23 protein-coding genes and 2 pseudogenes are annotated in these 23,468 nt (G+C 70.0%); 13 read left to right on the top strand and 12 right to left on the bottom strand.

All coding sequences use genetic code 11. From position 1 onward, the window contains the following. Window positions 1–32 precede the first annotated feature (32 nt). The gene (locus tag ACZ55A_RS09705) at window positions 33–1,364 is read right to left on the bottom strand and encodes a sensor histidine kinase (protein ID WP_468836797.1); all 1,332 of its coding nucleotides are present in this window, start codon (window positions 1,362–1,364) and stop codon (window positions 33–35) included. Window positions 1,365–1,619: 255 nt separating this feature from the next. Between ACZ55A_RS09705 and ACZ55A_RS09700 the strand changes: the two genes are divergently transcribed. Then, the gene (locus ACZ55A_RS09700; protein WP_468836795.1) at window positions 1,620–2,219 is read left to right on the top strand and encodes a hypothetical protein; all 600 of its coding nucleotides are present in this window, start codon (window positions 1,620–1,622) and stop codon (window positions 2,217–2,219) included. 56 nt (window positions 2,220–2,275) lie between these two features. Here ACZ55A_RS09700 and ACZ55A_RS09695 read toward each other — a convergent pair whose 3' ends face one another. Further along, on the bottom strand, window positions 2,276–3,178 hold the full coding sequence (locus tag ACZ55A_RS09695) for a phosphorothioated DNA-binding restriction endonuclease (RefSeq protein ID WP_468836793.1): 903 nt from the start codon (window positions 3,176–3,178) through the stop codon (window positions 2,276–2,278). Window positions 3,179–3,229: 51 nt separating this feature from the next. Next, window positions 3,230–3,829 (bottom strand): TetR/AcrR family transcriptional regulator, encoded by a 600-nt coding sequence (locus ACZ55A_RS09690; protein WP_468836791.1) that lies wholly within the window; start codon window positions 3,827–3,829, stop codon window positions 3,230–3,232. Between the two features lie 70 nt (window positions 3,830–3,899). Between ACZ55A_RS09690 and ACZ55A_RS09685 the strand changes: the two genes are divergently transcribed. The 6 genes from ACZ55A_RS09685 (at window position 3,900) to ACZ55A_RS09660 (ending at window position 11,286) form a co-directional block, all read left to right on the top strand. After that, window positions 3,900–4,757, top strand: coding sequence for a class I SAM-dependent methyltransferase (locus ACZ55A_RS09685; protein WP_468836789.1), 858 nt, complete (start codon window positions 3,900–3,902; stop codon window positions 4,755–4,757). A gap of 352 nt (window positions 4,758–5,109) precedes the next feature. Further along, window positions 5,110–5,424 carry a hypothetical protein gene (locus ACZ55A_RS09680; RefSeq protein WP_468836787.1) on the top strand — a complete coding sequence of 105 codons (315 nt, stop codon included), beginning with the start codon at window positions 5,110–5,112 and terminating at the stop codon, window positions 5,422–5,424. 378 nt (window positions 5,425–5,802) lie between these two features. Next, the gene (locus ACZ55A_RS09675; RefSeq protein WP_468836785.1) at window positions 5,803–6,645 is read left to right on the top strand and encodes a MerR family transcriptional regulator; all 843 of its coding nucleotides are present in this window, start codon (window positions 5,803–5,805) and stop codon (window positions 6,643–6,645) included. A 312-nt stretch (window positions 6,646–6,957) separates the two neighbouring features. After that, window positions 6,958–7,671, top strand: a complete 714-nt coding sequence (locus ACZ55A_RS09670) for a DUF6333 family protein (RefSeq protein WP_468836783.1) — start codon at window positions 6,958–6,960, stop codon at window positions 7,669–7,671. A gap of 664 nt (window positions 7,672–8,335) precedes the next feature. Then, window positions 8,336–10,015, top strand: coding sequence for a PP2C family protein-serine/threonine phosphatase (locus ACZ55A_RS09665; protein WP_468836781.1), 1,680 nt, complete (start codon window positions 8,336–8,338; stop codon window positions 10,013–10,015). Window positions 10,016–10,290: 275 nt separating this feature from the next. Further along, a complete protein-coding gene (locus tag ACZ55A_RS09660) occupies window positions 10,291–11,286 on the top strand; it encodes a terpene synthase family protein (RefSeq protein ID WP_468836779.1) in 996 nt (331 codons plus the stop codon). A gap of 145 nt (window positions 11,287–11,431) precedes the next feature. Here ACZ55A_RS09660 and ACZ55A_RS09655 read toward each other — a convergent pair. The 4 genes and pseudogenes from ACZ55A_RS09655 to ACZ55A_RS09640 all read right to left on the bottom strand — a co-directional run. Continuing rightward, window positions 11,432–11,536: pseudogene (locus ACZ55A_RS09655) on the bottom strand (peptide-methionine (S)-S-oxide reductase MsrA); the annotation flags it as partial. A 6-nt stretch (window positions 11,537–11,542) separates the two neighbouring features. After that, window positions 11,543–11,881: a hypothetical protein gene (locus tag ACZ55A_RS09650; RefSeq protein ID WP_403146937.1), complete on the bottom strand. Its 339-nt coding sequence runs from the start codon at window positions 11,879–11,881 to the stop codon at window positions 11,543–11,545. Beyond that, window positions 11,874–12,548, bottom strand: coding sequence for a peptide-methionine (S)-S-oxide reductase MsrA (gene msrA / locus ACZ55A_RS09645; protein WP_468836777.1), 675 nt, complete (start codon window positions 12,546–12,548; stop codon window positions 11,874–11,876). Before msrA ends, ACZ55A_RS09650 begins: the two co-directional genes overlap by 8 nt. A 172-nt stretch (window positions 12,549–12,720) precedes the next feature. After that, window positions 12,721–13,851, bottom strand: coding sequence for a hypothetical protein (locus ACZ55A_RS09640; protein WP_468836775.1), 1,131 nt, complete (start codon window positions 13,849–13,851; stop codon window positions 12,721–12,723). Between the two features lie 248 nt (window positions 13,852–14,099). On the opposite strand from ACZ55A_RS09640, the gene ACZ55A_RS09635 reads away from it, so the two are divergent. Continuing rightward, window positions 14,100–15,260 (top strand): cystathionine gamma-synthase, encoded by a 1,161-nt coding sequence (locus ACZ55A_RS09635; RefSeq protein ID WP_468836773.1) that lies wholly within the window; start codon window positions 14,100–14,102, stop codon window positions 15,258–15,260. 57 nt (window positions 15,261–15,317) lie between these two features. Here the strand turns inward: ACZ55A_RS09635 and ACZ55A_RS09630 are convergent, their stop codons facing one another. The 3 genes and pseudogenes from ACZ55A_RS09630 to ACZ55A_RS09620 form a co-directional block, all read right to left on the bottom strand. Continuing rightward, window positions 15,318–15,716 (bottom strand): hypothetical protein, encoded by a 399-nt coding sequence (locus tag ACZ55A_RS09630; protein WP_468836771.1) that lies wholly within the window; start codon window positions 15,714–15,716, stop codon window positions 15,318–15,320. Further along, a pseudogene (locus ACZ55A_RS09625) lies at window positions 15,713–16,203 on the bottom strand (sigma factor-like helix-turn-helix DNA-binding protein). Before ACZ55A_RS09625 ends, ACZ55A_RS09630 begins: the two are co-directional and overlap by 4 nt. 233 nt (window positions 16,204–16,436) lie before the next feature. Beyond that, window positions 16,437–16,937 carry a MarR family winged helix-turn-helix transcriptional regulator gene (locus ACZ55A_RS09620; RefSeq protein WP_468836769.1) on the bottom strand — a complete coding sequence of 167 codons (501 nt, stop codon included), beginning with the start codon at window positions 16,935–16,937 and terminating at the stop codon, window positions 16,437–16,439. Window positions 16,938–17,100: 163 nt separating this feature from the next. On the opposite strand from ACZ55A_RS09620, the gene ilvA reads away from it, so the two are divergent. From ilvA to ACZ55A_RS09605, 3 genes are all read left to right on the top strand, one after another. Continuing rightward, on the top strand, window positions 17,101–18,522 hold the full coding sequence (gene ilvA, locus ACZ55A_RS09615) for a threonine ammonia-lyase (RefSeq protein WP_468836767.1): 1,422 nt from the start codon (window positions 17,101–17,103) through the stop codon (window positions 18,520–18,522). Between the two features lie 274 nt (window positions 18,523–18,796). Next, window positions 18,797–19,870 (top strand): ATP-binding cassette domain-containing protein, encoded by a 1,074-nt coding sequence (locus ACZ55A_RS09610; RefSeq protein WP_468836765.1) that lies wholly within the window; start codon window positions 18,797–18,799, stop codon window positions 19,868–19,870. Further along, on the top strand, window positions 19,867–20,745 hold the full coding sequence (locus ACZ55A_RS09605; protein ID WP_468836763.1) for an ABC transporter permease: 879 nt from the start codon (window positions 19,867–19,869) through the stop codon (window positions 20,743–20,745). Before ACZ55A_RS09610 ends, ACZ55A_RS09605 begins: the two co-directional genes overlap by 4 nt. 222 nt (window positions 20,746–20,967) lie before the next feature. Here ACZ55A_RS09605 and greA read toward each other — a convergent pair whose 3' ends face one another. Both greA and ACZ55A_RS09595 read right to left on the bottom strand, forming a co-directional pair. Further along, entirely contained in the window at window positions 20,968–21,465 is a 498-nt protein-coding gene (greA, locus tag ACZ55A_RS09600; RefSeq protein WP_468836761.1) for a transcription elongation factor GreA, read from the bottom strand. A 234-nt stretch (window positions 21,466–21,699) separates the two neighbouring features. Continuing rightward, window positions 21,700–22,110 (bottom strand): DUF4307 domain-containing protein, encoded by a 411-nt coding sequence (locus ACZ55A_RS09595; RefSeq protein WP_468836759.1) that lies wholly within the window; start codon window positions 22,108–22,110, stop codon window positions 21,700–21,702. 130 nt (window positions 22,111–22,240) lie between these two features. On the opposite strand from ACZ55A_RS09595, the gene mca reads away from it, so the two are divergent. Together mca and ACZ55A_RS09585 are read left to right on the top strand one after the other, a co-directional pair. After that, window positions 22,241–23,113, top strand: coding sequence for a mycothiol conjugate amidase Mca (gene mca / locus ACZ55A_RS09590; RefSeq protein WP_468836757.1), 873 nt, complete (start codon window positions 22,241–22,243; stop codon window positions 23,111–23,113). A gap of 4 nt (window positions 23,114–23,117) precedes the next feature. Then, on the top strand, window positions 23,118–23,369 hold the full coding sequence (locus ACZ55A_RS09585) for an RAMP4 family protein (RefSeq protein WP_468836755.1): 252 nt from the start codon (window positions 23,118–23,120) through the stop codon (window positions 23,367–23,369). The last annotated feature ends 99 nt before the right edge of the window (window positions 23,370–23,468 follow it).

The raw sequence follows: 23,468 nt of genomic DNA, 5'->3' as shown, positions 1-23,468 counted from the left end.
CCTGTCTCCTCCGTCCTGCCTTCCGTGCCCTGTCACGCTTCCGCTCGGGCCGCTGTCGCCGCGGTCTCCAACTGCCCCACGGGCACCGTCACTTCCACCACGGTTCCTTCCCCTCGCCCGCTCGCGACCGTCATCTCCCCACCGCACTCCGCCACCCGCGCCCGCAGACCCCGCAATCCGAACCCGCCCTCGCGGCCCTGGTCCCGGTCCGGGTCCCGGTTCTCGTCCTGGTCCTGGTTCTGGTCACGCGGGCCGGGACCGCTGCCGACCTCCCCACCACCGTCGAAGGGCTGGTCCTCCCCCATCCCCCTGCCGTCATCCGCAACGACGAGCCCGACCCGCCCCTCCCCGTACCGGAGCGTCACCTCCACCCGCCCGGCGGCGGCATGCTTGCGCACATTCGCCAGCGTCTCCTGCGCCGCCCGCAGCAGCACCACACTGACCGCCATCGGCAGCGGCAGCTCGTCCCCCTCGACGGTGAACCGCACCGGCAGCCCGTTCTGCGCGCTCAGCCCCTCCGCCTGCCGCCGTACGGCCTGAGCCAGCGAACTCTCCTGCAACGACGCGGGCACCCGCCCGGCCACGAACTCCCGGGCCTCCGCCAGGCTCTCCCTGGCCACCTGCCCGACCAGCGCAAGACGTTCCTGCGCCCGGTCGAGTCCGGGGGCGGTCGCCACCTCCGACTCGACGGCCTGTACGAGGCCGATGATGCTGGTGAGGCTCTGGGCGAGGGTGTCATGGATCTCCCGCGCCAGCCGCTCGCGTTCGGCGGCGATCCCTGCCTGGTGCGACAGCCGGGCCACCCGCTCCCGGTTGCGCCGCAACTCCTCGATGAGCTCGGCGTGTTCCCGGTTCTGCCGCACCACACGCTTGATCCACAGCCCGAGCAGTACGGACAGCGCGATCCCGAGCAGCGAGGCGAGCACGGCGAACAACGGGGGCGGGGCCGCGGCGCCCCGCTGGAGCCACCATGCCGCCAGCGGCAGCACATTGACCACGGCGGCAACGACCAGGGCCGGCTTGGTGGCCAGGCTCATCATCAGCATCGGGACCACACCGAACAGCGCGAACGACCCCGCCATATCGGCGAACGCGGTCAGGACGAACAGCCCCAGCAACCCGCCGCAGAAGACGAGGTTCCGCCGCCCGTCCTCGTGCCTGATCATCAGCTGCCGTCCCAGGCCCGCGTACCAGAGAGCCGCGAGCGTCAGGGCACAGATGGCGACGATGCGAGCGCCCTGCGGGCTCCCGGAGGTGAACACCAGCCCCGTGGTGACCAGATAGCAGACCACGAAGTAGCCGTCCCACAGCCCGAGCCACCGCACCCGCGCCTCCGGCCCGCTCCCCGCCTGGCCCTCCGCCACTCCACTCTCCCGTCACCGCTGTCCACCGTTCGGTGGACATCCGGTCCACCACCTGGTCGTACCGCCCCAACCGCCCGCCGCCATACGGTCATTGAGAGCCGGGAAACCGCTTCCCAGAGCGCCGGAACCGTCGCCCCAGCCACCGCAACCACCCCAACCACCGCAACAAACGCGGCAACCGCAACACACAGCAACCGCAGCGAACACAGCAACCGCAGCAAACGCAACCACCGCTATCAGAAGGCCCCGTAACCGATGAGCCCATTCCTGACCGCACTCATTGCCAGCGGAACGATCCTGGTCATTATCCTCGCCACCGACCTGGGCCTCCGCCGGGTCACGAACATGCGCATGCTGCGTTCAGTGATCGCGGTCGCCCTCATCATCGCGCTCTTCGTCCACTCCCTCCCCACGTCAGGGAATGCCCCGTCCTTCCAGCTCATCGGCGTCGGCGTCGGCGTGATCTGCGGCCTGGTCGCCGGTGCCCTGCTCCCCGCCCACCGAGGCACCGACGGCGAGATCTACACCACCGGCGGCTTCGGCTACGCGGCCTTGTGGATCGTCCTCTCCAGCGCCCGCGTCCTCTTCAGCTACGGCTCCGAGCACTGGTTCGCCGCCGATCTCGTCCGCTTCAGCATCGACAACCAGCTGAGCGGCCCCGACGTCTACGCAAACGCCTTCGTCTTCATGTCCCTCGCCATGGTCCTCACCCGGACCGCCATCCTCCTGACCAAGCGCCGGCGCCTCCGCAACACCGCCACCACCACCGGTACTCCGGCCACAGGCACCGGAACTCCGGCCACGGGCAGCGGCACTCGGACCACGGCCCCCGCGCAGCGCTCCACGGCCGGCTAGACATTCAGAAGGGCGCGCGGCCTGCAAACACCGCACAGGCCGCGCGCCCTGCCGTTTCACACCTGCGCGGGTATCCGTGGCTCACCGCGGAACACCTGCGCCGTATGCCACCGGATGCGTTCCGGGCAAACCTGGGCGCTGCCGTTCTGCGGCCCGATGAGGGCCCGGCCGCTGAGGCCGAGGACCTGACTCCGCGCGGCGGCACCGCGGCCGACGAACTCCTGGGAGACCGTGATGCGCCGGCCGGCGTCCAGGCCCAGCGCGCCTCTGTCGAACAGCTTGTGGTGCAGGGAGCACAGGCAGAGGCAGTTGGAGAGTTCGTCGGGCCCCCGGAAGGACCACCACTGGACGTGCGCGGCCTCCAGTCCGACCGGAACCCGTCCGATCGCCCCGTCGAAGCCGCAGAACGCGCAGCGGTACTCGTAAGCGATCAGCACATCCCTGCGCAGCTCGACCGCCCGCCGGCGCTCGCCCGCCGGCCCGGAGCCGAGCGGCGTCCCGGCGGCGGGCTCCAGCTCCAGCCCCACGGCAGCAGCGATGTCCGGGTGGGTCGACGGCGGGAAGTGCACGTCCAGCAGCAGGTGCGTCAGCCGCCCGAGCAGCGCCGGATCCGAGGCGAGCGCAGCCCGCAGCCCCGGAGCCAGCCGTCCCCGCGCACCGCTCTCCCGGAGCATCTGCACACCCGATCCCGGGCTGCCGTCACCCGCGTCCGTACGTACGTCCCAGACCCCGTCGCTGACGAGATGGTGGAACGGATAGGACGGCGACGTCTGGTGCGGGGGCCCGTAGTCCTGCAACAGCTCCCGCAGATCCTGCTCGACGTCCGAGTAGCGCATGGCCCCGCCCGGATGCCGCCTGAACTGCCCCAGGGCATACAGCATCAACAGCGGTTTGTGCGGCGCCCGAGCCCCGTTGCGCGTCCACTGACGCAGATTCCCCACCCGCTCGACCCAGTCCATGGCACCCGACTGTAGGACCGTCGACGAGCAACCTGACAGCGGCGGAGAGAGTCATCCCCTCGGTTCTCGTACGACGCCGGCGAGGACCGTTGTCACGACCTGGCGGACGGCGCCGACCTCCGGCGGGGCGCCCTTCCGGTCGGCGAAGAGCAGGTGCCCCGCGCCGATCAGCGTGGGAGCGAGGGCGTCGACGTCGGCATCCGCCGCGATGCGCCCCAGTTCGCGCTCGGTGGTGAGATAGGCGGCGATCACGGCCGTCGCCTCCGTCAGTACGGGTACGCCCGTGGGCGTGGTCCGGCGCAACCGGGCGCGCAGCTCGTCCCGCGACGTAACGAGGCCGACGATGGCCACGGCGACCGTCCCGAAGAGGTCCGTCAGCGCACCGGTGAGGTGGTCGGCGACGGTGCCGGTCCCTGCCGAGTCCCGCAGGGCGGCGGCCTGTTCGTCGAGCCGGGTGATCCGGTCCCGTACGAGCTCGGCGAGGAAGGCGTCGAAGTCGGCGAAGTGCCGGTGCAGGACCCCCTTGGCGCAGCCTGCCTCCGTGGTGACCGCCCGGCTGGTCAGCGCGTTCGGCCCGTCCCGGAGCAGGACGCGCTCGGCCGCGCCGAACAACTGCTCCCGCGCATCCCGCATCGCCACCCCTGTCGGCACCGCAATCCCGCCCTTCCTTCTCGGTGCCCACCCGGTTGACGAGTGGGCATGTGCCCACCATAGTGGGCGCATGCCCACTTTACCGCCTGAGCGAGCACCCCGCACCGAGAACGAACCTCATCAACACCGGGAAATAGCAGGGTCGTTCGGCACGGACGCCGCGCGCTACGACCGGGCCCGCCCCCGCTACCCCGACGCCATGGTGCAGGCGATCATCGCCGCCGGCCCCGTCCCCGACGCCCCCGACGCCCCCGACCTCCCCGACGTCCTCGACGTCGGGTGCGGCACCGGCATCGCCGCCCGGCAGTTCCAGGCAGCCGGCTGCCGGGTCCTCGGCGTCGACGTCGATGCACGGATGGCAGACCTGGCGCGGCGCAGCGGAGTTGAGGCCGAGGTGGCCGCGTTCGAGGCCTGGGACCCGGCCGGCCGGGACTTCGACGCGGTCGTCTCCGGACAGACCTGGCACTGGGTGGACCCGGTCGCCGGCGCGGCCAAGGCGGCGCAGGTACTGCGTCCCGGCGGTCTGCTGGCCGCCTTCTGGAACGTGGGCCAGCCCCCGCCCGCCGTGACGGAAGCCTTCGCCGCGGCCTGCCGACGGGTGATGCCCGACGCGCCGTTCAACCTCCAGGCAACGACGAAGCAAGCCATGGACGGATACCGGCCGCTCTTCACCAAGGCCACCAATGGGATCCAAGAGGTCGGCGCCTTCAGCCGCCCGGAGCAGTGGCGCTTCGACTGGCAGTGGTCCTACACCCGCGAGGCATGGCTCGACCAACTACCCACACACGGCGCCCTCACCCGCCTCCCCCCGGACAAGCTGACAGAGATCCTGAACGACGTCGGAACCGCAATCGACGCCCTGGGCGGCAGCTTCACGATGCCTTACACAACGGTGGCGGTCACCGCGACCCGAACCGACGGCGCCTGACCCGACTTTTCGCTCTGCCCGTGGCGGGCAGGGCGCCTGGCCGGGATCTGCGTCCCCGGCTTCAGGCGGGCAGACCCGCCGCGCCGGCCTTGGCCAACGAGCCATTCTGTACCCAGCGATCTCCGGCGACGGCTCGGGGTCTCTTCCGCCCCAGGGCCCAATGAGGCGGTCCGGTACGGAAGTTCAGGGTGACCTCTTCGACCGCTTGGGCCCAGGTCTTCGACGCCGACAGGGCGTTGCTTGCGGCCGATAGGGTTCGAACCCAGGGTGGTGCACCGGAACTCCTTTCGCTGGGCGACTGGTGTAGGTGCAGCCGTGTAGTACGGCTGTGGACGTTGTGGAAGGAATCCTTGTGAGTCCCGAACTGCCGGATCTGGAACCGCTCGGACCTGCGGACGAGATGATGCGCCGGGAGAGCAGGGTCTTCACGCACGTCATGTTCGGGCTGGCTCTGGTGGTGCCCTGGGTGCTCGTCTATCTCTCCGTCACCAATGGGACGCGAGTGTGGCTGACGGCGCTGAACCTGGTGGCCATGTACACCGGCTTGGCTGTCAGGGTGCACGGTCGACGGAACGACCGGCCGCGCCTCGTCACGTGGGGCGGGGCCGGCGCCGCGGCTTCGTTGGCACTGTGTCTTGTGGTGTTGTCGATCCTTCAGGACGCCTGACTTTCCTGTGCCTGTCCTGCCCCTCAGCACAGCCGGAGCGCCGGACCCGGTTCCCCCGGTGACCAGCCTGGCTGAGCCCACAAGCGGCAATGTGCGAGCGGCGATTGGCCCCACCTCCTCGGCCACCGGGCGCCGATGGCCGACAACCACGACCGCTCACCAGCATCCGGGTCAACATCGGCCTCGGCGAGGGCCCGTAGGGCACCATGCGGTGATCCGGAGTCAGATGCTCAGGACCGGACATGGGCCGCAGACAGGAGTCAGGGTGACCACGCGTGTCTGCGTCCAGCCGCCCCGCCCGCACACCGGACACAGGCTGCCCTGCGCCGCATACTCGGCGCTTGACCTTGCAGTTGCTGTAAGGGCGAACATGGAGCCATGTTGTCCATCAGCGATTTCAGCCAAATGTGCCATCTGTCGCCGCAGACGTTGCGGTTCTACCACGCTGAGGGTTTGCTCGTCCCGGCCGACGTCAACGAGCAGAACGGCTACCGCTCGTACACGTTTGACCAGGTCGAACGGGCCATGCTGATCACCGTCCTGCGCGGCACGGGGATGAGTGTCGAGCTCGTCCGGCGTGCTCTCGACGAGCCGGACGCGGCTCCCGCCCTGTTGCAGCAGCACAGTGTGGAGGTGCAGCGCCAGCGGCGGGCTCAGGACGAGGCGATCAGCGACGCGCGGGAGTTGTTCCCTTCGTGGCCGGAGGTCCGCCTGCGCCACGTGCCCGAGATGACCGTGGTGTCGAAGCCGGTGCCCGAGTCGTCGGCCCTGTTGCGCAACCAGTGCGAGTGGGACGACGTCCATGCCGCCGTCACCGCCGCCGTTCAGGACCTGGTGAAGACCGTCGAGTCGTGCGGAGCGGTTGTGTCGGGTACCCCTTGGCGAACCTTGGCCGGCGCCGCGGAGCACAGGAGGCAGGGCCTCGCCCCCGGCATGGGGCTCTGGGTGGTGAAGATCCCCGTCACGGCGGACGGGAAAGCGGTCGAGGCTCTGCCCGGCGACGTTGAGGTGCAGACCTTCGAGGCCCGGGACGAACTGTCGATATTCATCCCCGGCAAGTGCTCGATCGCCAAGTACGCCACTGCACTCTCGCGACTGGCCCGGCATCCCCTCGACGACGCCTACCTGGACATCGCGCGCATGCGCCATCTGCTGCATGAAAACGGCATCGAATCCACCGCATCGATCTGCAAGCTCGACGAGACCAGCGTGGTCGGGTGACCTGACGAGCGACGGCCCCGTACGCCGAGAAGAATCGAGAGCCCGCGCAGAGCACCACCGTGCGCCGGGCCGGCGGTGCCGTGCAGCACGGTCCGCCACCAGATCGACGGTCGTCGCGGCACCTCACGGCACTCGCGTTTGAGGGCGGAAGCGGTGAGCGTTGTGCTCTCGTGATCTGGATCTGGACCCTGGATGAAGGCCGCTGGCACATCTACAGCTGACATCAAGGTGACCTCCAACAGGCGTGGGTGAAGCGCCGGATGCGCGGCGCTGGAGAACCGGCGGTGAGCCGCGGCCGCTACGGTGACCGCCATGACCGTCAACGACTTCTGGACGTCACCGGCCGATCGGATAGTGCGCGGCTCCATGGGCCACTGCAACCTCACCGTCCTGGAGCCCCCGTTCGGTGCCGGTGCGCTGCCTGCCAACGACCCGGGGCGGGCAGCCGAGTTCGCCTCCTCCATCAGCACCGTCGAAGAGATCCTCGAAGACGCCGGGTCCTGCACCGCGCTCCACACACCCGAGCCAGACACCCGCGCCGACCTGGACGTCATCCAGGCCGGTGCATGGGGCCCTGTCCTGGGCGTCTACGATCCGGCGTTCGCCGACAACGGCAACGACACCCCGCTACTGCATGAGGCCAAGGCCTTGCGGGAGCGGTTTCCCGACGCGCGGATCGTCGGCCGGGTCCACTTCTACGGGGGCGCCGACCACACCGAGGACATCGTGTGGCTGCCGGACGGCGCCATGTTCCACGCCAGCGGCTGGCCCGGTGACGAACCGTTCGTCGTCACAGGCGACCCGGATGCGGTGATCGCTTCTTTGGCGCTGACGGCCGAGATGCTGGAAGACGCCGGGATCGACCTGGAGGAGGACGAGCCCGGGGAGACCGAGTGGTCTGCCCTGGCTGCTCTGGCCCTGGGGGCTGCCGACCCGTGGAACCTTCCCGACATCCAGGCTGCGGCGTTCCGTGTCCGCCACACCGAGGATGCTGTCCGCACGATGGAAGACCTCTACTTCCTCTGAAGCAACGCGACCAACCAGCCCAGGCAACTCAACTCCTTTGCGCCGCAGTCTGGTTGACGCACGGGTTGACACACCGACACGCACTTGCCTGTTCCTTGCCCGGCGGCCCGGGGCACCAGGCCCCGAGCCGGGGCCCGGACGGTATTGGGGTCTCGCCCATGCGTGTAGCCGCAGCCCGGCTTACGCTCGGGGCGGCCGCCGCTCGCCCCGGCGAGTCGGAAGAGGCTGTCGCTGTCGCCGGACGCGCCCCATCGCTTGCGGCACAGCAGCCTCTTGGCGGGCGCGATCCCAGGCGCGACGCCAGGACCCACCTGTGGTGCCGCGTTCAGCGACCGGCGTGGGCCGGGCGGAGGAACGCGTTCGCTTGCCCGGCCGACGCGGTCTGCCAGGTGGGGCGTCTAGCGCAAGATCCGGAAAGTTACTACCATGCGCACGATCCGGCCACAGCCAGGTCGGTTCGGCGATCTTCCCTGGAAGGGCGGGAGCACACTCCGCTGCAAAAGCCCGTTCACATCTAGGAGGGAACGGTGTCGCAGTCCCGCGGACTCTTGAGTCGCCTGACTGGCTGGTTTCCATCGGCCGCCCACTACACTGCGTGGCCCATCCTGTCGAGCACGGTCGGCTCCTCGGAGAGAAGTAGCTCACGCCGCGGCAGGGAGATCCAGTGAAAGACGTCGAGCCGGTGCGTACTGCTGTATTTCGGGAGGATGAGTCCCATCCTGTCGACTTCCAGGCCAGCGCGAGCATCGTGCAGGCGGGTTTCTTCTGCTGGGAGATCGCCACTGGCGAGGTGAGCTGCGATCCGCTCACCCTCGCCCTGCACGGTATGCCCGAGAACGGCCCGTCGGACATCTCGAGCTTCCTGTCCGCAGTACACGAGTCCGATCTGGCCGATGTGCGCGAGGCCTTGGGGCTGATAGCGGAATCCTGCGGCAACTACCAGATCGAGTACCGCGTCACCTCTGACGACGGCCGGCACCGGTCCCTGGAAGCCCGGGGCCGCGTCCTGCCCGGTGCCGACGGGCTGCCGGCCCGCATGGTCGGAGTGGTCATGGACACCACGGCCGTCCATGAGCGCCACGAAGCGGAGAGGCGGCGGCTGTACGAGCGGGCCAGCCGTGATCGCTGGATGCAGGAGCTCACCGCTGGTCTGGCCGCCGCGGTGACGGTCAAGGACATCATGGCCGCCGCACAGGCAGGGCTGCATACCTTCGGAGCGGACGCGCTGGCGGTGATCGCCCCGGAGGGGGACCGGTTGACCGTCGTCGCCGCGTGCGCCGACGACGAGCAGGGCGAGGACTCCATGCGAGTCCTCGAGGCGACGGCCCGCACACTCGTGGAGGAGTCACTCGACCGTAGGGCGCCCGTCCTCATCGGCTCCGCGGACGCGCTGATGACCCGCTATCCGCACCTGGCACCGTGCGCGCAGTCGGCCCGACAGGCGTGGGCGGCACTGCCGCTCACGGACTCGCGCGGCCGCGTCAGTTCCTGCCTCGTCAGTTTTCCCGAGCCGCAGGAATTCCTGCCCGAGGAGCGGGCCCTCCTGGTCGCCGCCATGGGACTGCTCGCCCAGTCACTGGAGCGAGCCGGCATGTACGAGTCGGAGCACGCACTCGCGACCGAGCTCCAGCGCGGCATGCTGCCGCGCGGGCCGCTCACGGTGCCGGGTGTGACCATCGCCGCCCGCTACCAGGCCGCCACCTCCGGCATGTGGATCGGTGGCGACTGGTACGACGCCATCAGCCTGCCCGACGGTGGCGTGGCTCTGGTCATAGGAGATGTGCAGGGACACAGCGTTCACGCCGCGTCTCTCATGGGGCGGCTGCGCACCGCCGTGCACGCCTACGCGAGCGAAGGACACCCTCCCGCGGCCGTCCTGGAACGCACCAACCGCCTGCTGGCCGAGCTGAACACCGACCCGGACAGGGCCCTGTTCGCCACGTGCTGCTACCTCGCACTCACCCCCTCCGACGGAACGCTCCGGGTGTGCCGGGCGGGCCATCCGGCCCCAGCGCTGATCACACCCCGCAAGCCGCCGCGCCTCCTGGAGGTCCCCGGCGGCCTCCCCCTGGGCATCGACCGGCAGCAGCGGTACCCGACCACCCGCCTGCGCATCGCACCGGGCAGCGTGATCGCGCTGACCACCGACGGCTTGCTGGAGGCCGTGAACAAGGACATCGACCAGGGCATCGAGAGGTTCCTCCGGGGTCTGCGAGGGGCTCCCACGGCGGACCTGGAGAACGTTGTCGACGACCTCCTTGCCGGTACAGAGAGGGATCACGGCCTGGGGGACGATGTCGCTCTGCTCCTGGCTCGTCTGAACAGGCCCGGCCGCCGCAGCTGACCCGGGCCTGACCCGGGCCTGACCCGGCTTGTCCTCAACTCGCTTGGACCGCCGGATACTTGTCTCCACGGCCAACCGATTTATCCGGGTCCGTGTGCTGCCCGACACAACGCAAGAATGCCAAAGAGACGAGACCTCTGTCGAACGTCAACGACGGGCAGGGTAATTTGCATCGGTGGTTGGGATTGCCTGGCCATGGTGTATGCGGGCCTTGGCATGCCGCACGTCGCTGGATGTCGCGAATAGCAGAGAAATACCGAGAAGTGGGCTGACGTATGGAAAATCTCCGGATCCCGGATCTTTGCATACCCGTACCGGCAGCGCTCAATCCGGAACTCCAGGAGGTCACGGCGGCCACTGAGGCGTGGTTGGACGAGTTCGGTCTGGCGCCCACCGAGGAGGCACGCCGGCATGTGCAGCGCACTCGTGTGGACCGGCTCACCGCGTGGCTGTGCCCGAACGCCTCACGGGAGGCGCTGACGCTGATCACCCAGTGGAACGCGTGGCTGTTCCAGTTGGACGACCAGTTCGACGACGACCCGGTGCGCGGCTACCAGCCCGAGCAGTGGCGGGAGGCGTTCGGCCCGTTGTTCGCCGTCTTCGACGGGAACGTTACGGCTGGGCGACTGGCGCGTTCCCTGGCCGATCTGTGGCGCCGTACGACGGCTGTCCGTTCTTCCGTATGGCAGCGAAGATTTGTCCCGCACCTGTTGTGGTATTTCGACAGCTACCGGGCCGATATGATTCATCGTGAGGAAGGGCGTGTACCAGGCTTGCAGCAATATCTCGCCCACCGCCGCGCCTCATTCGCATTCGACGCCGTCTTGGACCTGATGGAAATCGGTACCGGTGTGGACCTGTCCGACGAACTGTATGCGAACCCGGCCTTCGCGGACGTGCGCGAGGCAGTGATCTACGCGAATGCCTGCATCAATGATCTTTACTCGCTGCCCAAAGAACTCGCCCATGACTATGCGTTCAACGCCGTCACGGTGATCAGCCACCATCACCGGTGCAGCCTCCAGGAGGCGGTGGAGCGAGTGGCCCTGATGCAGGCCGGATACGTCCAGCGCATCCTCGATCTCGAACAGGTCCTGCCCGGACGTCTGACACGTTCCGGCCTCGCCGACGACGTCGTCGCCGACGCGCTCCGCTGTGTCAGGGACTTCCACGCGCTCACCGCCGGGAACGTCGCTTGGTCGAAGGAGACCGGGCGCTATGCGGAGATAGAGGCCAAACCGACCTATCTGGCGGACTTGTTCATTCCGTAGGACCGTCGGCCGTCGCCCGGGCGCGTCAGGCACCGCCGTGCCAGGGGCACCGGGATCCTCAGGCAGAAGTGTGCGTCGCAGCCCACATTGAAGCCGAGCGGGCAGTAGTGCCCGACAGCACAGTTCTGAAGCCCACTCGACGTCGTCAGTCCTCTGCCGGTGCCACACCCACCGGACAGCTCACGCCCGTCCCCCCGATCCCGCAGTACCCCGCCGGGTTCTTGTCGAGGTACTGCTGGTGCGTGCGCTCAGTTGCTCATCGTTCGATGAAGCGGGGGTCCGGCCATGCGGTGATCGGTTCGTCGGAGACTGAGTAGATCTCCAGGGCGGAGAGGTAGCCGCCTTTGGTGCAGACGAGGACGCCAGCCGAGTACGGGGCGTCGTACCCGCCATCCACGGCCGGATTGTCGTGCGACGGCGCAGGAGCCGCTGCCGTACGGTCCACTTCCAGATCGACCGTCACGCAACCGCACCCACACCTGCCCACCACGCGCGTGTGGGGAATCTGGGCCAGCAGGGCGCTGCTCACCGGATCCGAGCCGGCCAGCAGCGCCCGCAGCGTCGCCGTGGCTTCCGGCGACAGTTGCTCAGCCATCAGCCCTGGCCACGCCGATCGGGCAAGAGACGCCCGTCCCGCCCACCCCGCAGTACCCGTTCGGGTTTTTGCTGCTTGAAAGGTACTGCTGGTGGTAGGCCTCGGCCGGGTAGAAGGGGCGGGCCGGGGTGGCGGGGAGGATTTCGGTGGTGATGTCGGTGTAGCCGGAGTTGTGGAGGACGGTGCGGTAGGCGTCGCGGGAGGCTTCGGCGGCCTGTTGCTGGGCGGGGGAGTGGGTGTAGATGGCGGAGCGGTACTGGGTGCCGACGTCGTTGCCCTGGCGGAAGCCCTGGGTGGGGTCGTGGGACTCCCAGAAGAGCTTCAGGAGGGCGGTGTAGGGGACCACTGCCGGGTCGTGGACGACGCGGACGGCCTCGGTGTGGCCGGTGTGGCCGGTGCAGACCTCTTCGTAGGTGGGGTTCGGGGTGTGTCCGCCCTGGTAGCCGACGAGGGTGGTCCATACGCCCTCGGTCTGCCAGAACTTCCGCTCGGCCCCCCAGAAGCAGCCCAGGCCGAAGTCGGCGATCTCCAGGCCTTCCGGATACGGGCCGAGCAGGGGGTTGCCGAGGACGGTGTGCCGGTCGGGAACGGCGAAGGCCGGCTCGGGGCGGCCTGCGAGCGCTTCCTCGGGGGTGGGGAGGTGGGTCTTGAAGCGGGAGAACAGCATCAGGATCACTCCAGGGCGAGGGAAGCAGAAGCGGACGTGGACGTGGGGCGGGGACGGGGAGGCAACGGGCCGGCTTGTGGGGTCAACGCTGCGGGGGGCCGGGGCATTCCGCCGGAAGATCCGGGATGAAGGATGAAGGATGAAGGGGGGCGGGATGAGGGGTGCCGACGAGTTACGGCCGCTCGGGCGGGAGGTTTGCGGAGGTGCCGCCGAGCTGTTCCCAGCCGGCGATGGCCAGGGCGCGGTAGGCGGCGTATTCGGCGGCGGGGCTGCGGCCGTAGGACCAGGGGACGGCGCCCACGTGGCCGTCGACGAGGCGCAGCTGCTCCATGGCCTCGGCGTAGCGCTCGGCGCGGACGAGGAACCAGACCAGGAGATGGCGGACGTGCGGGGCCATGGGGTGGTCGGCAGGGGCCTCGCGCAGCGCGAAGTGGGCGCCCTCGATGGCGCGCTCGACGACCGCGCTCTGGTAGAGGCTGCGGACCATATTGGCCTCGGGGAGGTGCTCGTAGACCGCGAAGAGGGGGAGCGCCGGGAGGAGGGTCTTGGCGGGTGCGGTGGACGCGGCGCGCTCGGCGAAGGCCTCGGCCTCCTTACGGGATCCGTGCCACTTCTCGGACCAGTAGGGGAGGGCAGCCAGGTGGGCACCCATGAGGTGCGGGGCGCGCTGGACGACCTTGGACCACAGCTCCTCGTAGTCGGCGGGGCGGTCGCCCAGGCCGCGGGCGACGGCGAGCTCGGTGATGTACGGGATCGGGCTGCCCGGGGCCAGCAGCGCCGCCTCCCGGCAGACCGTACGGGCCTCTTCGAGGATCATGCGGAAGTCCTGGGAGCCGGGGTCGCGCAGCGCCTGGACGACGAGGAACTGGGCGTGCGTCTGGGCACCGCCGGCGTCCTTGGGCGCCTCCGCACGCCAGGTGCGCAGCCAGATGCCGCCGGTGCGGGGGCCGCCGGCCTCCTCCGTCCCGCCCGCGGCCAGCTCGAACGCGGCCGCGCCGGCCAGCGTCTGCACCCGCTGCCAGCGGCGCTCCCAGTCGTCGCCGGTGGACTTCAGCAGTTCGGCGGCCGGCCGCCAGTCGTGCGTCCGCCGCATCTCGGTCAGCGCGTCCTCCAGCTCCTGGTCGGGGCCCGGCAGCCGGACGTCGAGCTCTTCGAGCGGTACGAAGCCGTAGCCCGCCATCGGGTCGGAGGCCACCACCAGGCCCTGCCGGGTGTGCTGGACGGCCCGCCGGCGTCGCATCCAGGGGAGGAAGACGAGGCCGCCGAGCGCGAGCGCGGCGAAGAGAACCAGCAGAGCGTCCATGTGGGGTGTCCTGTACCTGTAACGGCTGTCTGTGGCGACCACTTGTGACGGTGGCCTGTACGGGCTGCCGGTCGGCGGCTACTCGTAGTGGCCGGCCGTGGTGGCTACCCGTAGCGGTGCGGATGGCGGCGGGTGGGGCTGAGGTGACGCGGCGGGAACCAGTGTGCGACGCCTCGTATGTATCCACTATCAAGCCAACCAGAAAGTTCCGGGAAGGCCTCTTGCGCGGGGTACTACCCTCGGCAGGCATGAGCGAACTGCGCGACCAGCGCCACCAGCATTTTGAAACCCTTGCCATCCACGCAGGCCAGGAGCCCGACGAGGCCACCGGCGCGGTGGTGCCGCCCATCTACCAGGTTTCCACGTACAAGCAGGACGGCGTGGGCGGGCTGCGCGGCGGCTACGAGTACAGCCGCAGCGCCAACCCGACCCGTACCGCCCTGGAGGAGAACCTTGCCGCCCTCGACGGTGGCCGTCGCGGTCTGGCCTTCGCCTCCGGCCTCGCCGCCGAGGACTGCCTGCTGCGGACCCTCCTGGCCCCCGGCGACCATGTCGTCATCCCCAACGATGCCTATGGCGGAACGTTCCGCCTCTTCGCCAAGGTCGTCGAGCGGTGGGGCGTGGAGTGGTCGGTGGCCGACACCTCCGACCCGCAGGCCGTACGTGAGACGCTGCGGCCCCGTACGAAGGCGATCTGGGTGGAGACGCCCAGCAACCCGCTGCTCGGCATCAGCGACATCGCGGCGCTGTCCGCCGTGGCCCGGGAGGCCGGCGCCAAGCTCGTCGTCGACAACACCTTCGCCAGCCCCTACCTCCAGCAGCCGCTCGCCCTCGGCGCGGATGTGGTCGTCTACTCCACGACCAAGTACATGGGCGGTCACTCGGACGTGGTCGGCGGCGCCCTGGTCGTCAACGACGACACCCTCGGCGAGGAACTGGCCTACCACCAGAACGCGATGGGCGCGATCGCCGGCCCCTTCGACGCCTGGCTGGTGATGCGTGGCATCAAGACCCTGGCCGTGCGGATGGACCGGCACAGCGCCAACGCCGCGCGCCTCGCGGAGCTGCTCACCTCCCACAAGAAGGTGACCCGCGTCTTCTACCCGGGGCTTTCCGAGCACCCCGGCCACGAGGTCGCCGCCAAGCAGATGCGTGCCTTCGGTGGCATGGTGTCGTTCCAGGTCGCGGGCGGTGAGGAGGCGGCGGTCGAGGTGTGCAACCGGGCCCAGCTGTTCACCCTCGGTGAGTCGCTGGGCGGCGTCGAGTCGCTGATCGAGCACCCGGGGCGGATGACCCATGCCTCGACGGCCGGCTCGGCGCTGGAGGTCCCCAACGACCTCGTACGCCTCTCGGTCGGCATCGAGTCCGCCGACGATCTGCTGGCCGACCTCACCCAGGCGCTGGGCTGACGGTCCGGGGTGCGTCGGCAGGTGCCGCGGCCGCCGTGCCTCAGCCGATCCTCCGCCTCACCACCCCTTCAGCGGAGGGGTGGTGAGGGACGGCGGCGGCAGCCAGGGCCGGGTCAGCGCCGCCCAGGTCAGTGCCGTCAGCGCCAGGAGCGCGAGCAGCCAGCCGATGCGGCGCAGCAGCCGGCGGTGGGCGAGGAGGCGACGGCCCCGGGTGGTGGCCCGGGCGGCCAGACCGGGCGGTACGGGCGGATGCGGCCCGGCCAGCATCCGCCGTACCTCCGCCACCTTGCGGTCGGGGACGGTGCCGGGGAGGTCGGTGCCGGGGACGTCGGTGTCGGGAAGGCGGCTTTCGGGTGGGCCCGTGCCCGGCGTGCCTGGCGTGCCCGGCGTGCCCGTACGTGGCGGGCCCGTACCCGCTGGGCCCGTACCCGGCGTGCTCGTGTCGGGTGGGCTCATGAGGCCGTTGGCTCCGGCTCTGGGCGGCGGCTGCGCAGTTCGGCGACCGCGTGCAGGCACCATGAGCGGACCCGGTCGGCGGGCAGGCCGAGTTGGGCCGCGGTCTGCTCCTCGGCGACGCCCTCGTAGAGCCGCAGGACCAGGACCAGCCGCTCCCGTGGGGTGAGCCGGTCCAGGAGACCGCCCCGGGGCCGGCGGTGCCGCCAGGCGGTACGGGCGAAACGGGTGGCCAACTCCCGACGGGTGTGTTCGTACGGGTCGTCGCCGCGCAGCCGGTCCCAGTCGGCGTACGTCCGCGCCAGTGCGCAGGTCAGCAACTCCTCGGCGGCCGGGGCGGGTCGGGACGCCGGCTCACCGGTCAGCAGGGTGGCGGCATGCAGCAGTCGGCCCGCCGCGCCCGACACTGGGGGCACCTCCCAGCGGTAGCTGGGGGAGACTCGAACTCCCGGGCGTGGCGGCGCTGCTGCGCAATCCGCCGCTCTCGCACCGCGCCTCCCCGATGAGGGACACCCGACCCCGTGGGCTCCTATAGCACGGCAGTGCGGCCACCCGGTCAAGAGGCTTGACGGGCTTGACGGTTTCGGCAGGCTGGGGCGTGGCGGGTCCGGTCAGGCATGGCGGGTCCGGCAGGCGCCGGCGCGGGGAAGCGGGGCGCGCGATCCGGCAGGGCGACATGACGGGGTGAGTTGAACGAAGGGGGCCCCGGCCGGCCCCACCGCGTCAGGAGCTCGAACCCATCGGCGTCAAGGACGCGGTGATGTCGGCGAGGGAGGCGTTGAAGCGGGTCAGCAGGGCGGTGAAGGCCTCGCGGTCCTCCTCCGACCACCCCTCCGTCACCAGGGCCATCAGCGCGCGGCGCGAGGCGCGGACCTCGTCCAGCCGGGCGCGTCCGCGCTCGGACAGCTGGAGCACCACGGCGCGCCCGTCCTCGGGGTGGGTGGCGCGGCTGACCAGCCCGGAGTCGACCAGCGGGGCGACCTGACGGGTGACCGTCGAGGAGTCGATGCCCATACCGGCGGCCAGCGCCTTGACGCCCATCGGGCCTTCCTGGTCCAGGCGGTTGAGCAGCAGGTAGGCGGCGCGGTCCATGGAGTTGCGCGCCTGCCCGACACCGCCGAGCCGGCTCTGTTCGGCGCGGCGGGCGAAGACGGCCACTTGGTGCTGCAGCGCGTCGAGGAGAGCGGGATCGGTGTGGGTCGTCATGTCCGAAGAGGTGGGCATGGCCGGGAGCTCGCTTCGATGGAAGTGCGTATGGATGGGAGGACAGCGTACGCGGACCCGGCGCGGAGCGTACCTGCGCTGCCCAATCCGATAACGCCCTGTAACCCCTGCCCGCCCATTGGACGGACGGGCCGGGCGGTGGCCGAACTGCGAGACTGGCGGCATGGCAGCTCCTACGCCGCGCACGCCGCACGAGACCCAAGGGAACCACGGGACACGCGAGGCCCACGAGACCCAGGGGAACCACGGGACACACGAGACCCACCGGTCACACGGGATACACGAGATCTCCGCATCCCCGCTCCCCGGCGACGGTCCGCTCCCTGCCGACGGTCCGCGTCCCGGCGACCGTCCGCATCCCGCCGAGGCACCGCTCACCGGCGCCCCGATCACGGTCGATGACGTACGTGAGGCGCACAAGATCCTCTCCGGCGTCACCCGGGCCACCGCGATGGAGGGCAGCCGCTATCTGTCCGGGCTGGTCGGTGCCCCCGTCCACCTCAAGTGCGAGAACCTCCAGCGCACCGGCTCCTTCAAGATCCGTGGCGCCTACGTACGGATCGCCGGCCTCTCCGCGGAGGAGCGCGCCGCCGGTGTGGTGGCCGCGAGCGCGGGCAACCACGCGCAGGGCGTGGCGCTCGCGGCGTCGCTGCTGGGGGTGCGCTCGACGGTGTTCATGCCGGTCGGCGCGCCGCTGCCGAAGGTCGCCGCGACCCGTGAATACGGCGCGGAGGTGCGGATGCACGGCCAGGTGGTGGACGAGACCCTGGCCGCCGCGCAGGAGTATGCGCGGGAGACCGGCGCGGTCTTCATCCACCCCTTCGATCACCGCGACATCATCGCCGGCCAGGGCACGGTCGGCCTGGAGATCCTGGAACAGTGCCCGGAGGTGCGCACCATCGTCGTCGGGGTCGGCGGCGGTGGACTCGTGGCGGGGATCGCGCTCGCGGTCAAGGCGCTGCGGCCGGATGTGAGGGTCGTCGGGGTGCAGGCGGCGGGCGCCGCCTGCTATCCGCCGTCGCTGGCGGCCGGGCGGCCGGTGGCGATCGAGGCGCTGTCGACGATGGCGGACGGGATCAAGGTCGGCCGGCCGGGCGAGGTGACCTTCGACCTCGTCCGGGAGCTGGTGGACGAGGTCCGTACGGTCAGCGAGGACCAGCTCTCCAGCGCCCTGCTGCTGTGCCTGGAGCGGGCGAAGCTGGTGGTGGAGCCGGCCGGGGCGAGCCCGGTGGCGGCGCTGCTCGCCGACCCGGAGTCCTTCGAGGGGCCGGTGGTGGCGGTGCTGTCCGGCGGGAATGTCGACCCGCTGCTGATGCAGCGCATCCTGCGGTTCGGCATGGCGGCCGGGGGCCGCTACCTCTCGCTGCGGCTGCGGCTGACGGACCGGCCGGGGGCGCTGGAGACGCTGCTGGGGGTGCTGACGGTGGTCGATGCGAACGTCCTCGACATCGGGCATGTGCGGACGGATCCGCGGCTCGGGCTCACCGAGGTCGAGGTGGAGCTCCACCTGGAGACCAAGGGGCCGGCGCACTGCGACGAGGTGCGCAGGGCGCTCGCCGAGGCGGGGTACGTCGCCGCGGAGTGACGGCGCGGGCGGCCACCCGCGTCAGGACGGGCCGCCGCCCGGCTCGGGACGAGCGGCCGCCCAGGCCACGCGAAGCCATCTGCCATGCCCTCGCGGTGCCCTCCGCCCAGGAATCGAAATTCTATCGCGATGTATCGCGTCTCGGAGTAGCATCGCGGCTGCGGGGTGCCGGTGCACGAGGGCGCCCCGCTGCGGACAAATACCCACAAGGCAGGTATAGACCGCCAAACGTAATATTCGACCTGGAACTGACCCAAGCCATGGGAGTACCCCTATGCCAGGCGCCATTTACGCCGAAGGTCTGGTGAAGACCTTCGGCGACGTGAGGGCACTGGACGGCGTCGACCTCGACGTTCCCGAAGGAACCGTCCTCGGAATGCTCGGCCCCAACGGTGCTGGCAAGACCACCGCCGTACGGGTCCTGACGACCCTGCTCCGGCCCGACCGGGGCAAGGCGGAGGTCGCCGGTATCGATGTGCTGGCGCACCCCGACAAGGTGCGCCGGTCGATCGGCCTCTCCGGCCAATTCGCCGCCGTGGACGAGTACTTGACCGGCCGCGAGAACCTGGTGATGGTCGGCCAGCTCTACCAGATGAGCGGTCGCGACGCGAAGCGCCGGGCCGCTGAACTGCTGGAGCGCTTCCATCTCGGCGACGCGGCCGACCGCACCGCAAAGACCTACTCCGGCGGTATGCGCCGCCGGCTCGACCTCGCGGCCGCGCTGGTCGTCAGCCCGCCCGTGATGTTCATGGACGAGCCGACCACCGGCCTGGACCCGCGCAACCGCCAGGCCCTGTGGGACGTCATCCAGGAGCTGGTCGCGGGCGGCACCACCTTGCTGCTGACCACCCAGTACCTGGAGGAGGCCGACCGTCTGGCCCACGACATCTGCGTCGTCGACCACGGCAAGGTCATCGCCCGCGGTACCTCCGACCAGCTCAAGGCGCGCACCGGCGGCGAGCGCGTCGAGGTCGTGGTGCACGCCCCCGAACACCTCAGGGTCGCCGACGAGGTCCTGCGCGGCTTCGGCAAGGGTGAGGGCACCGTCGAACCGCATATCCGCAAGCTCACGGTCCCCGTCACCGGCGGCGCCAAGCTGCTCGCCGAGGTCATCCGCGAACTGGACATGCGGGGCGTGGAGATCGACGACATCGGGCTGCGCCGGCCGACCCTCGACGACGTCTTCATCTCGCTGACCGGGCACGCCGCCGAGAGCGCCGACGACAGCGGCGAGAACGGCGTTCACGGCGGGAAGGGCGGGAAGCGCGGGAACGGCGCCGCGGCGGGCGCGGACGGGACGGCCGGCGGCAGATCCGGCCTCGGGCGGCAGAAGGAGGGCGTGAAGTGACCACGGTGACCGATACGGCCGGTGAAGCGCCCGTAAGGGCCCCGCTGACCCGCGGCGGTGTCAGCCGCTCCGTACGCGACTCGCTCGTCGTCGCCAAGCGCAATCTGATCCGGATGCTGCGGATCCCCGAGGTGGTGATCTTCGGGCTGATCCAGCCGATCATGTTCGTGGTGCTGTTCACCTATGTCTTCGGCGGCTCCATCAACATCCCCGGCGCCCCGGTCGGCGACGCCCAGGCGTATCGCGAGTTCCTGATGGCCGGGATCTTCGCGCAGACCGTGACCTTCGCCACCGCGGGGGCGGGCGCGGGCATCGCCGACGACATGCACAAGGGGCTGATCGACCGGTTCCGGTCGCTGCCGATGTCCCGTGGCGCGGTGCTCACCGGGCGGACCCTCGCCGACCTGGTCCAGACCGCGCTGACCCTGGTGGTGCTTGCGGTGGTCGCGCTGCTGATCGGCTGGCGCACCCACGAGAACATCGCCGAGGTGCTGGCCGGCTTCGCGCTGCTGCTCCTGCTCGGCTACGCCTTCTCGTGGATCGGCGCGCTGATCGGCCTCTCGGTGCGTACGCCCGAGGCGGCCACCTCCGGCGGGCTGATCTGGCTCTTCCCGCTGACTTTCATCTCCAACGCGTTCGTGCCGGTCAACGGCATGCCGGTGTTCCTCCAGCATGTCGCCGAGTGGAACCCGTTCAGCGCGACCGTGGCCGCGGCGCGTGAGCTGTTCGGCAACACGATCGACGGGGTGCCCAAGTCGGTGACCGGTGCCTGGCCGATGGAGCATCCGGTGCTCGCGTCGGTGATCTGGTCCGTGCTGATCATCGCGGCCTTCCGGACGCTGGCGGTCCGCAAGTACCGGTCGGCCACGGCCTGAGGACATACGTGCCGGGCGCGCGGGAGGCGTACGGCACGGCCTACGGTGCCCGGCACGGCAGGCACACGGCCCTACGGCATGAGACATACGGCCGTAACGGCATACGGCACACGGCATGGCGAAGCGGCCCGGAGACAGGTGCTCCGGGCCGCTTCGAGGTCCGCGGGGGCGGTGGCCGTCAGAACGCGGCCTCGCCGGTCTGCGGCGTCAGCCGTGACCGCGTCAGCCGGAGTACGGCTTGGCGTCAAGGATCTTGACGCTGGCCTTCTTGCCGTTGGGGAGCTCGTACTCCGCATCGGCGCCGATCTTCTTGCCGTTCACGCCCGTGCCCAGCGGCGACTGCGGGGAGTAGGTCTCGATGTCCGAGCTCGCGTACTCCCGCGAGGCCAGAAGGAACTCGAGCGTGTCGTCCGGGTCCCCGTCGAACGCGATGGTGACGACCATGCCGGGAGCGACGACGCCGTTGGCAGCAGGGGCCTCGCCGACCTTCGCGGACTGCAGCAGCTGGGTGAGCTGCCGGACGCGGGCCTCCTGCTTGCCCTGCTCTTCCTTGGCCGCGTGGTACCCGGCGTTCTCCTTCAGGTCACCTTCCTCGCGGGCCGCCGCGATCTTCTGGGTGATCTCGGCGCGTGCGGGACCAGACAGGTGCTCCAGCTCGGCCTTGAGCTGGTCATACGCCTCCTGGGTCAGCCAGGTGACGTTCTCGCTGGTCTGGGTCACAGGTGCTCCTCGTCGGTACTGGGGATAAATCAAACGCCCTACCAGGAAGGTTTGCGCCTTCACGGGTGGGCGAAACCACGAGCCTAACAATTCCGGCACAAAACGGGGAAGAGGAAATTCACAGTCGTGGCACAGGAACGCATCATCCCTGATCAGAGGCGGTCACGACACGCCCCGTGGTGAGCGGGGGCTCGTGGGTGGCCCACGGGGGGTTGCGCGCGGGCCGTGCGCGGGTCAGCCGTTGCCGGACACCGTGCAGCCGACCAGCACCGCAGTGGTCGCCCGCTTCGTCGTACGCACCGTGACCTCGGTGTCCACCTGGGCCGTGCGCCGGTCGACGGTGACGTCCTTGCGGCCGACCTCGGAGCCGTCCTCGGCCTGTGAGCGGAGCGTGCACACGCCCTTGGCGTCCGGCTCCTTGACGACCTCGAGGTGCACCTTGACGGTGTGGTCGGAGACCGCATCCCAGGTGATCACTCTGCCGCTGAGCTCCTGCCCCGTGATGTACGAGATGCCCGACCAGGCGACCACGCCCAGCAGCGCGGCGCCGAGCACCGCTCCGATGATCTTGAGCTTGCGGTCCGCGCGCTGGTCCGCGGAGCGGCCGTAGCGTCCGTCGGGGAGCCCTTCGCGCACCGCGGTCATGATCCATCCTCCTGGTACGGGGACCTGGACCATGAACCCCCGGGGGGTCCCCGCCCCAGGGAATACAGCGCCCCCTCGCTTCGGTCACTATAGGAGGCATCTTCTCCGGCCCTTAACTGAGGATCGAGTCTTGACTGAGCAGCTGCGTTTGATGGCGGTGCACGCCCACCCCGACGACGAGTCGAGCAAGGGTGCGGCCACCATGGCCAAGTACGTGTCCGAGGGGGTGGACGTGCTGGTCGTCACCTGCACGGGCGGTGAGCGAGGCTCCATCCTCAACCCCAAGCTCCAGGGAGACCCGTACATCGAGGAGCACATCCACGAGGTACGCAAGAAGGAAATGGACGAGGCCCGGGAGATCCTGGGCGTCAAGCAGGAGTGGCTGGGCTTTGTCGACTCCGGGCTGCCCGAGGGCGACCCGCTGCCGCCGCTGCCCGAGGGCTGCTTCGCATTGCAGGACGTCGAGGTGGCGGCCGAGCGGCTGGTCAAGTTGATCCGGGAGTTCAAGCCGCAGGTCATCACGACCTACGACGAGAACGGCGGCTATCCGCACCCGGACCACATCATGACCCACAAGATCACGATGGTGGCCTTCGAGGCGGCCGGCGACCCGGAGAAGTACCCGGAGGCCGGCGAGCCCTGGCAGCCCCAGAAGCTCTACTACAACCAGGGCTTCAACAAGCCGCGCACGATCGCGCTGCACGAGGCGCTGATCGCCCGCGGCCTGGACTCGCCCTACGGGGAGTGGCTGGAGCGCTGGAAGCAGTTCGAGCAGCGCGAGCGCACGCTGACCACCTACATCCCGTGCGACGAGTTCTTCGAGATCCGCGACAAGGCGCTGATCGCGCACGCCACCCAGATCGACCCCGACGGGGGCTGGTTCCGGGTCCCGATGGACATCCAGCGCGAGGTCTGGCCGACGGAGGAGTACGAGCTCGCCAAGTCGCTCGTGGACACTTCCCTCCCCGAGGACGACCTCTTCGCGGGCATCCGCAACAATTGAGCCCATGATGAGCGCGACCAGCACCCTCGCCCTGACGCACTTCGTCACCCTTGCCGACAGCTTCGACAAGAACAAGGTGACCCCCGGCGTCCTCGGCTTCATCGTCTTCGCGGTCATCGGCGGCGCCGTGTGGCTGCTGATGAAGTCCATGAACAAGCACATGAGGAAGGTGGACTTCGAGGAGCAGCCGGAGGAGGGTGGGACGGGGACCGGAGCCCCGGCCTCCTCCACGGCTGCGAAGCCGAAGACCACCTGAGGGAGCGGCCGACGGGGCCGCCGCAGCGGGCATCGGTGGGCTGCTGCGCACCGGCCCGCCGCGCAGGGCTGCCGGTCCACACGGACCGGGTGGCGGTCG

Source organism: Streptomyces sp. NPDC034111 (assembly GCF_055575375.1).
Note: the sequence above shows the minus strand (reverse complement) of the source record. Positions and strands in the feature narration are given on the sequence as shown.

What these genes read in the sequence shown, in the direction of transcription:
- ACZ55A_RS09595 (WP_468836759.1), bottom strand. Translation starts at nt 22,110, where the DNA reads ATGACCGCGGTGCGCGAAGGGCTCCCCGACGGACGCTACGGCCGCTCC.
- ACZ55A_RS09670 (WP_468836783.1), top strand. Translation starts at nt 6,958, where the DNA reads ATGACCGTCAACGACTTCTGGACGTCACCGGCCGATCGGATAGTGCGC.
- ACZ55A_RS09610 (WP_468836765.1), top strand. Translation starts at nt 18,797, where the DNA reads ATGCCAGGCGCCATTTACGCCGAAGGTCTGGTGAAGACCTTCGGCGAC.
- ACZ55A_RS09650 (WP_403146937.1), bottom strand. Translation starts at nt 11,881, where the DNA reads ATGGCTGAGCAACTGTCGCCGGAAGCCACGGCGACGCTGCGGGCGCTG.
- msrA (WP_468836777.1), bottom strand. Translation starts at nt 12,548, where the DNA reads ATGCTGTTCTCCCGCTTCAAGACCCACCTCCCCACCCCCGAGGAAGCG.
- ACZ55A_RS09630 (WP_468836771.1), bottom strand. Translation starts at nt 15,716, where the DNA reads ATGAGCCCACCCGACACGAGCACGCCGGGTACGGGCCCAGCGGGTACG.
- ACZ55A_RS09640 (WP_468836775.1), bottom strand. Translation starts at nt 13,851, where the DNA reads ATGGACGCTCTGCTGGTTCTCTTCGCCGCGCTCGCGCTCGGCGGCCTC.
- ACZ55A_RS09660 (WP_468836779.1), top strand. Translation starts at nt 10,291, where the DNA reads ATGGAAAATCTCCGGATCCCGGATCTTTGCATACCCGTACCGGCAGCG.
- ACZ55A_RS09700 (WP_468836795.1), top strand. Translation starts at nt 1,620, where the DNA reads ATGAGCCCATTCCTGACCGCACTCATTGCCAGCGGAACGATCCTGGTC.
- ACZ55A_RS09635 (WP_468836773.1), top strand. Translation starts at nt 14,100, where the DNA reads ATGAGCGAACTGCGCGACCAGCGCCACCAGCATTTTGAAACCCTTGCC.
- ACZ55A_RS09675 (WP_468836785.1), top strand. Translation starts at nt 5,803, where the DNA reads ATGTTGTCCATCAGCGATTTCAGCCAAATGTGCCATCTGTCGCCGCAG.
- ilvA (WP_468836767.1), top strand. Translation starts at nt 17,101, where the DNA reads ATGGCAGCTCCTACGCCGCGCACGCCGCACGAGACCCAAGGGAACCAC.
- ACZ55A_RS09620 (WP_468836769.1), bottom strand. Translation starts at nt 16,937, where the DNA reads ATGCCCACCTCTTCGGACATGACGACCCACACCGATCCCGCTCTCCTC.
- ACZ55A_RS09695 (WP_468836793.1), bottom strand. Translation starts at nt 3,178, where the DNA reads ATGGACTGGGTCGAGCGGGTGGGGAATCTGCGTCAGTGGACGCGCAAC.
- ACZ55A_RS09585 (WP_468836755.1), top strand. Translation starts at nt 23,118, where the DNA reads ATGATGAGCGCGACCAGCACCCTCGCCCTGACGCACTTCGTCACCCTT.
- ACZ55A_RS09685 (WP_468836789.1), top strand. Translation starts at nt 3,900, where the DNA reads ATGCCCACTTTACCGCCTGAGCGAGCACCCCGCACCGAGAACGAACCT.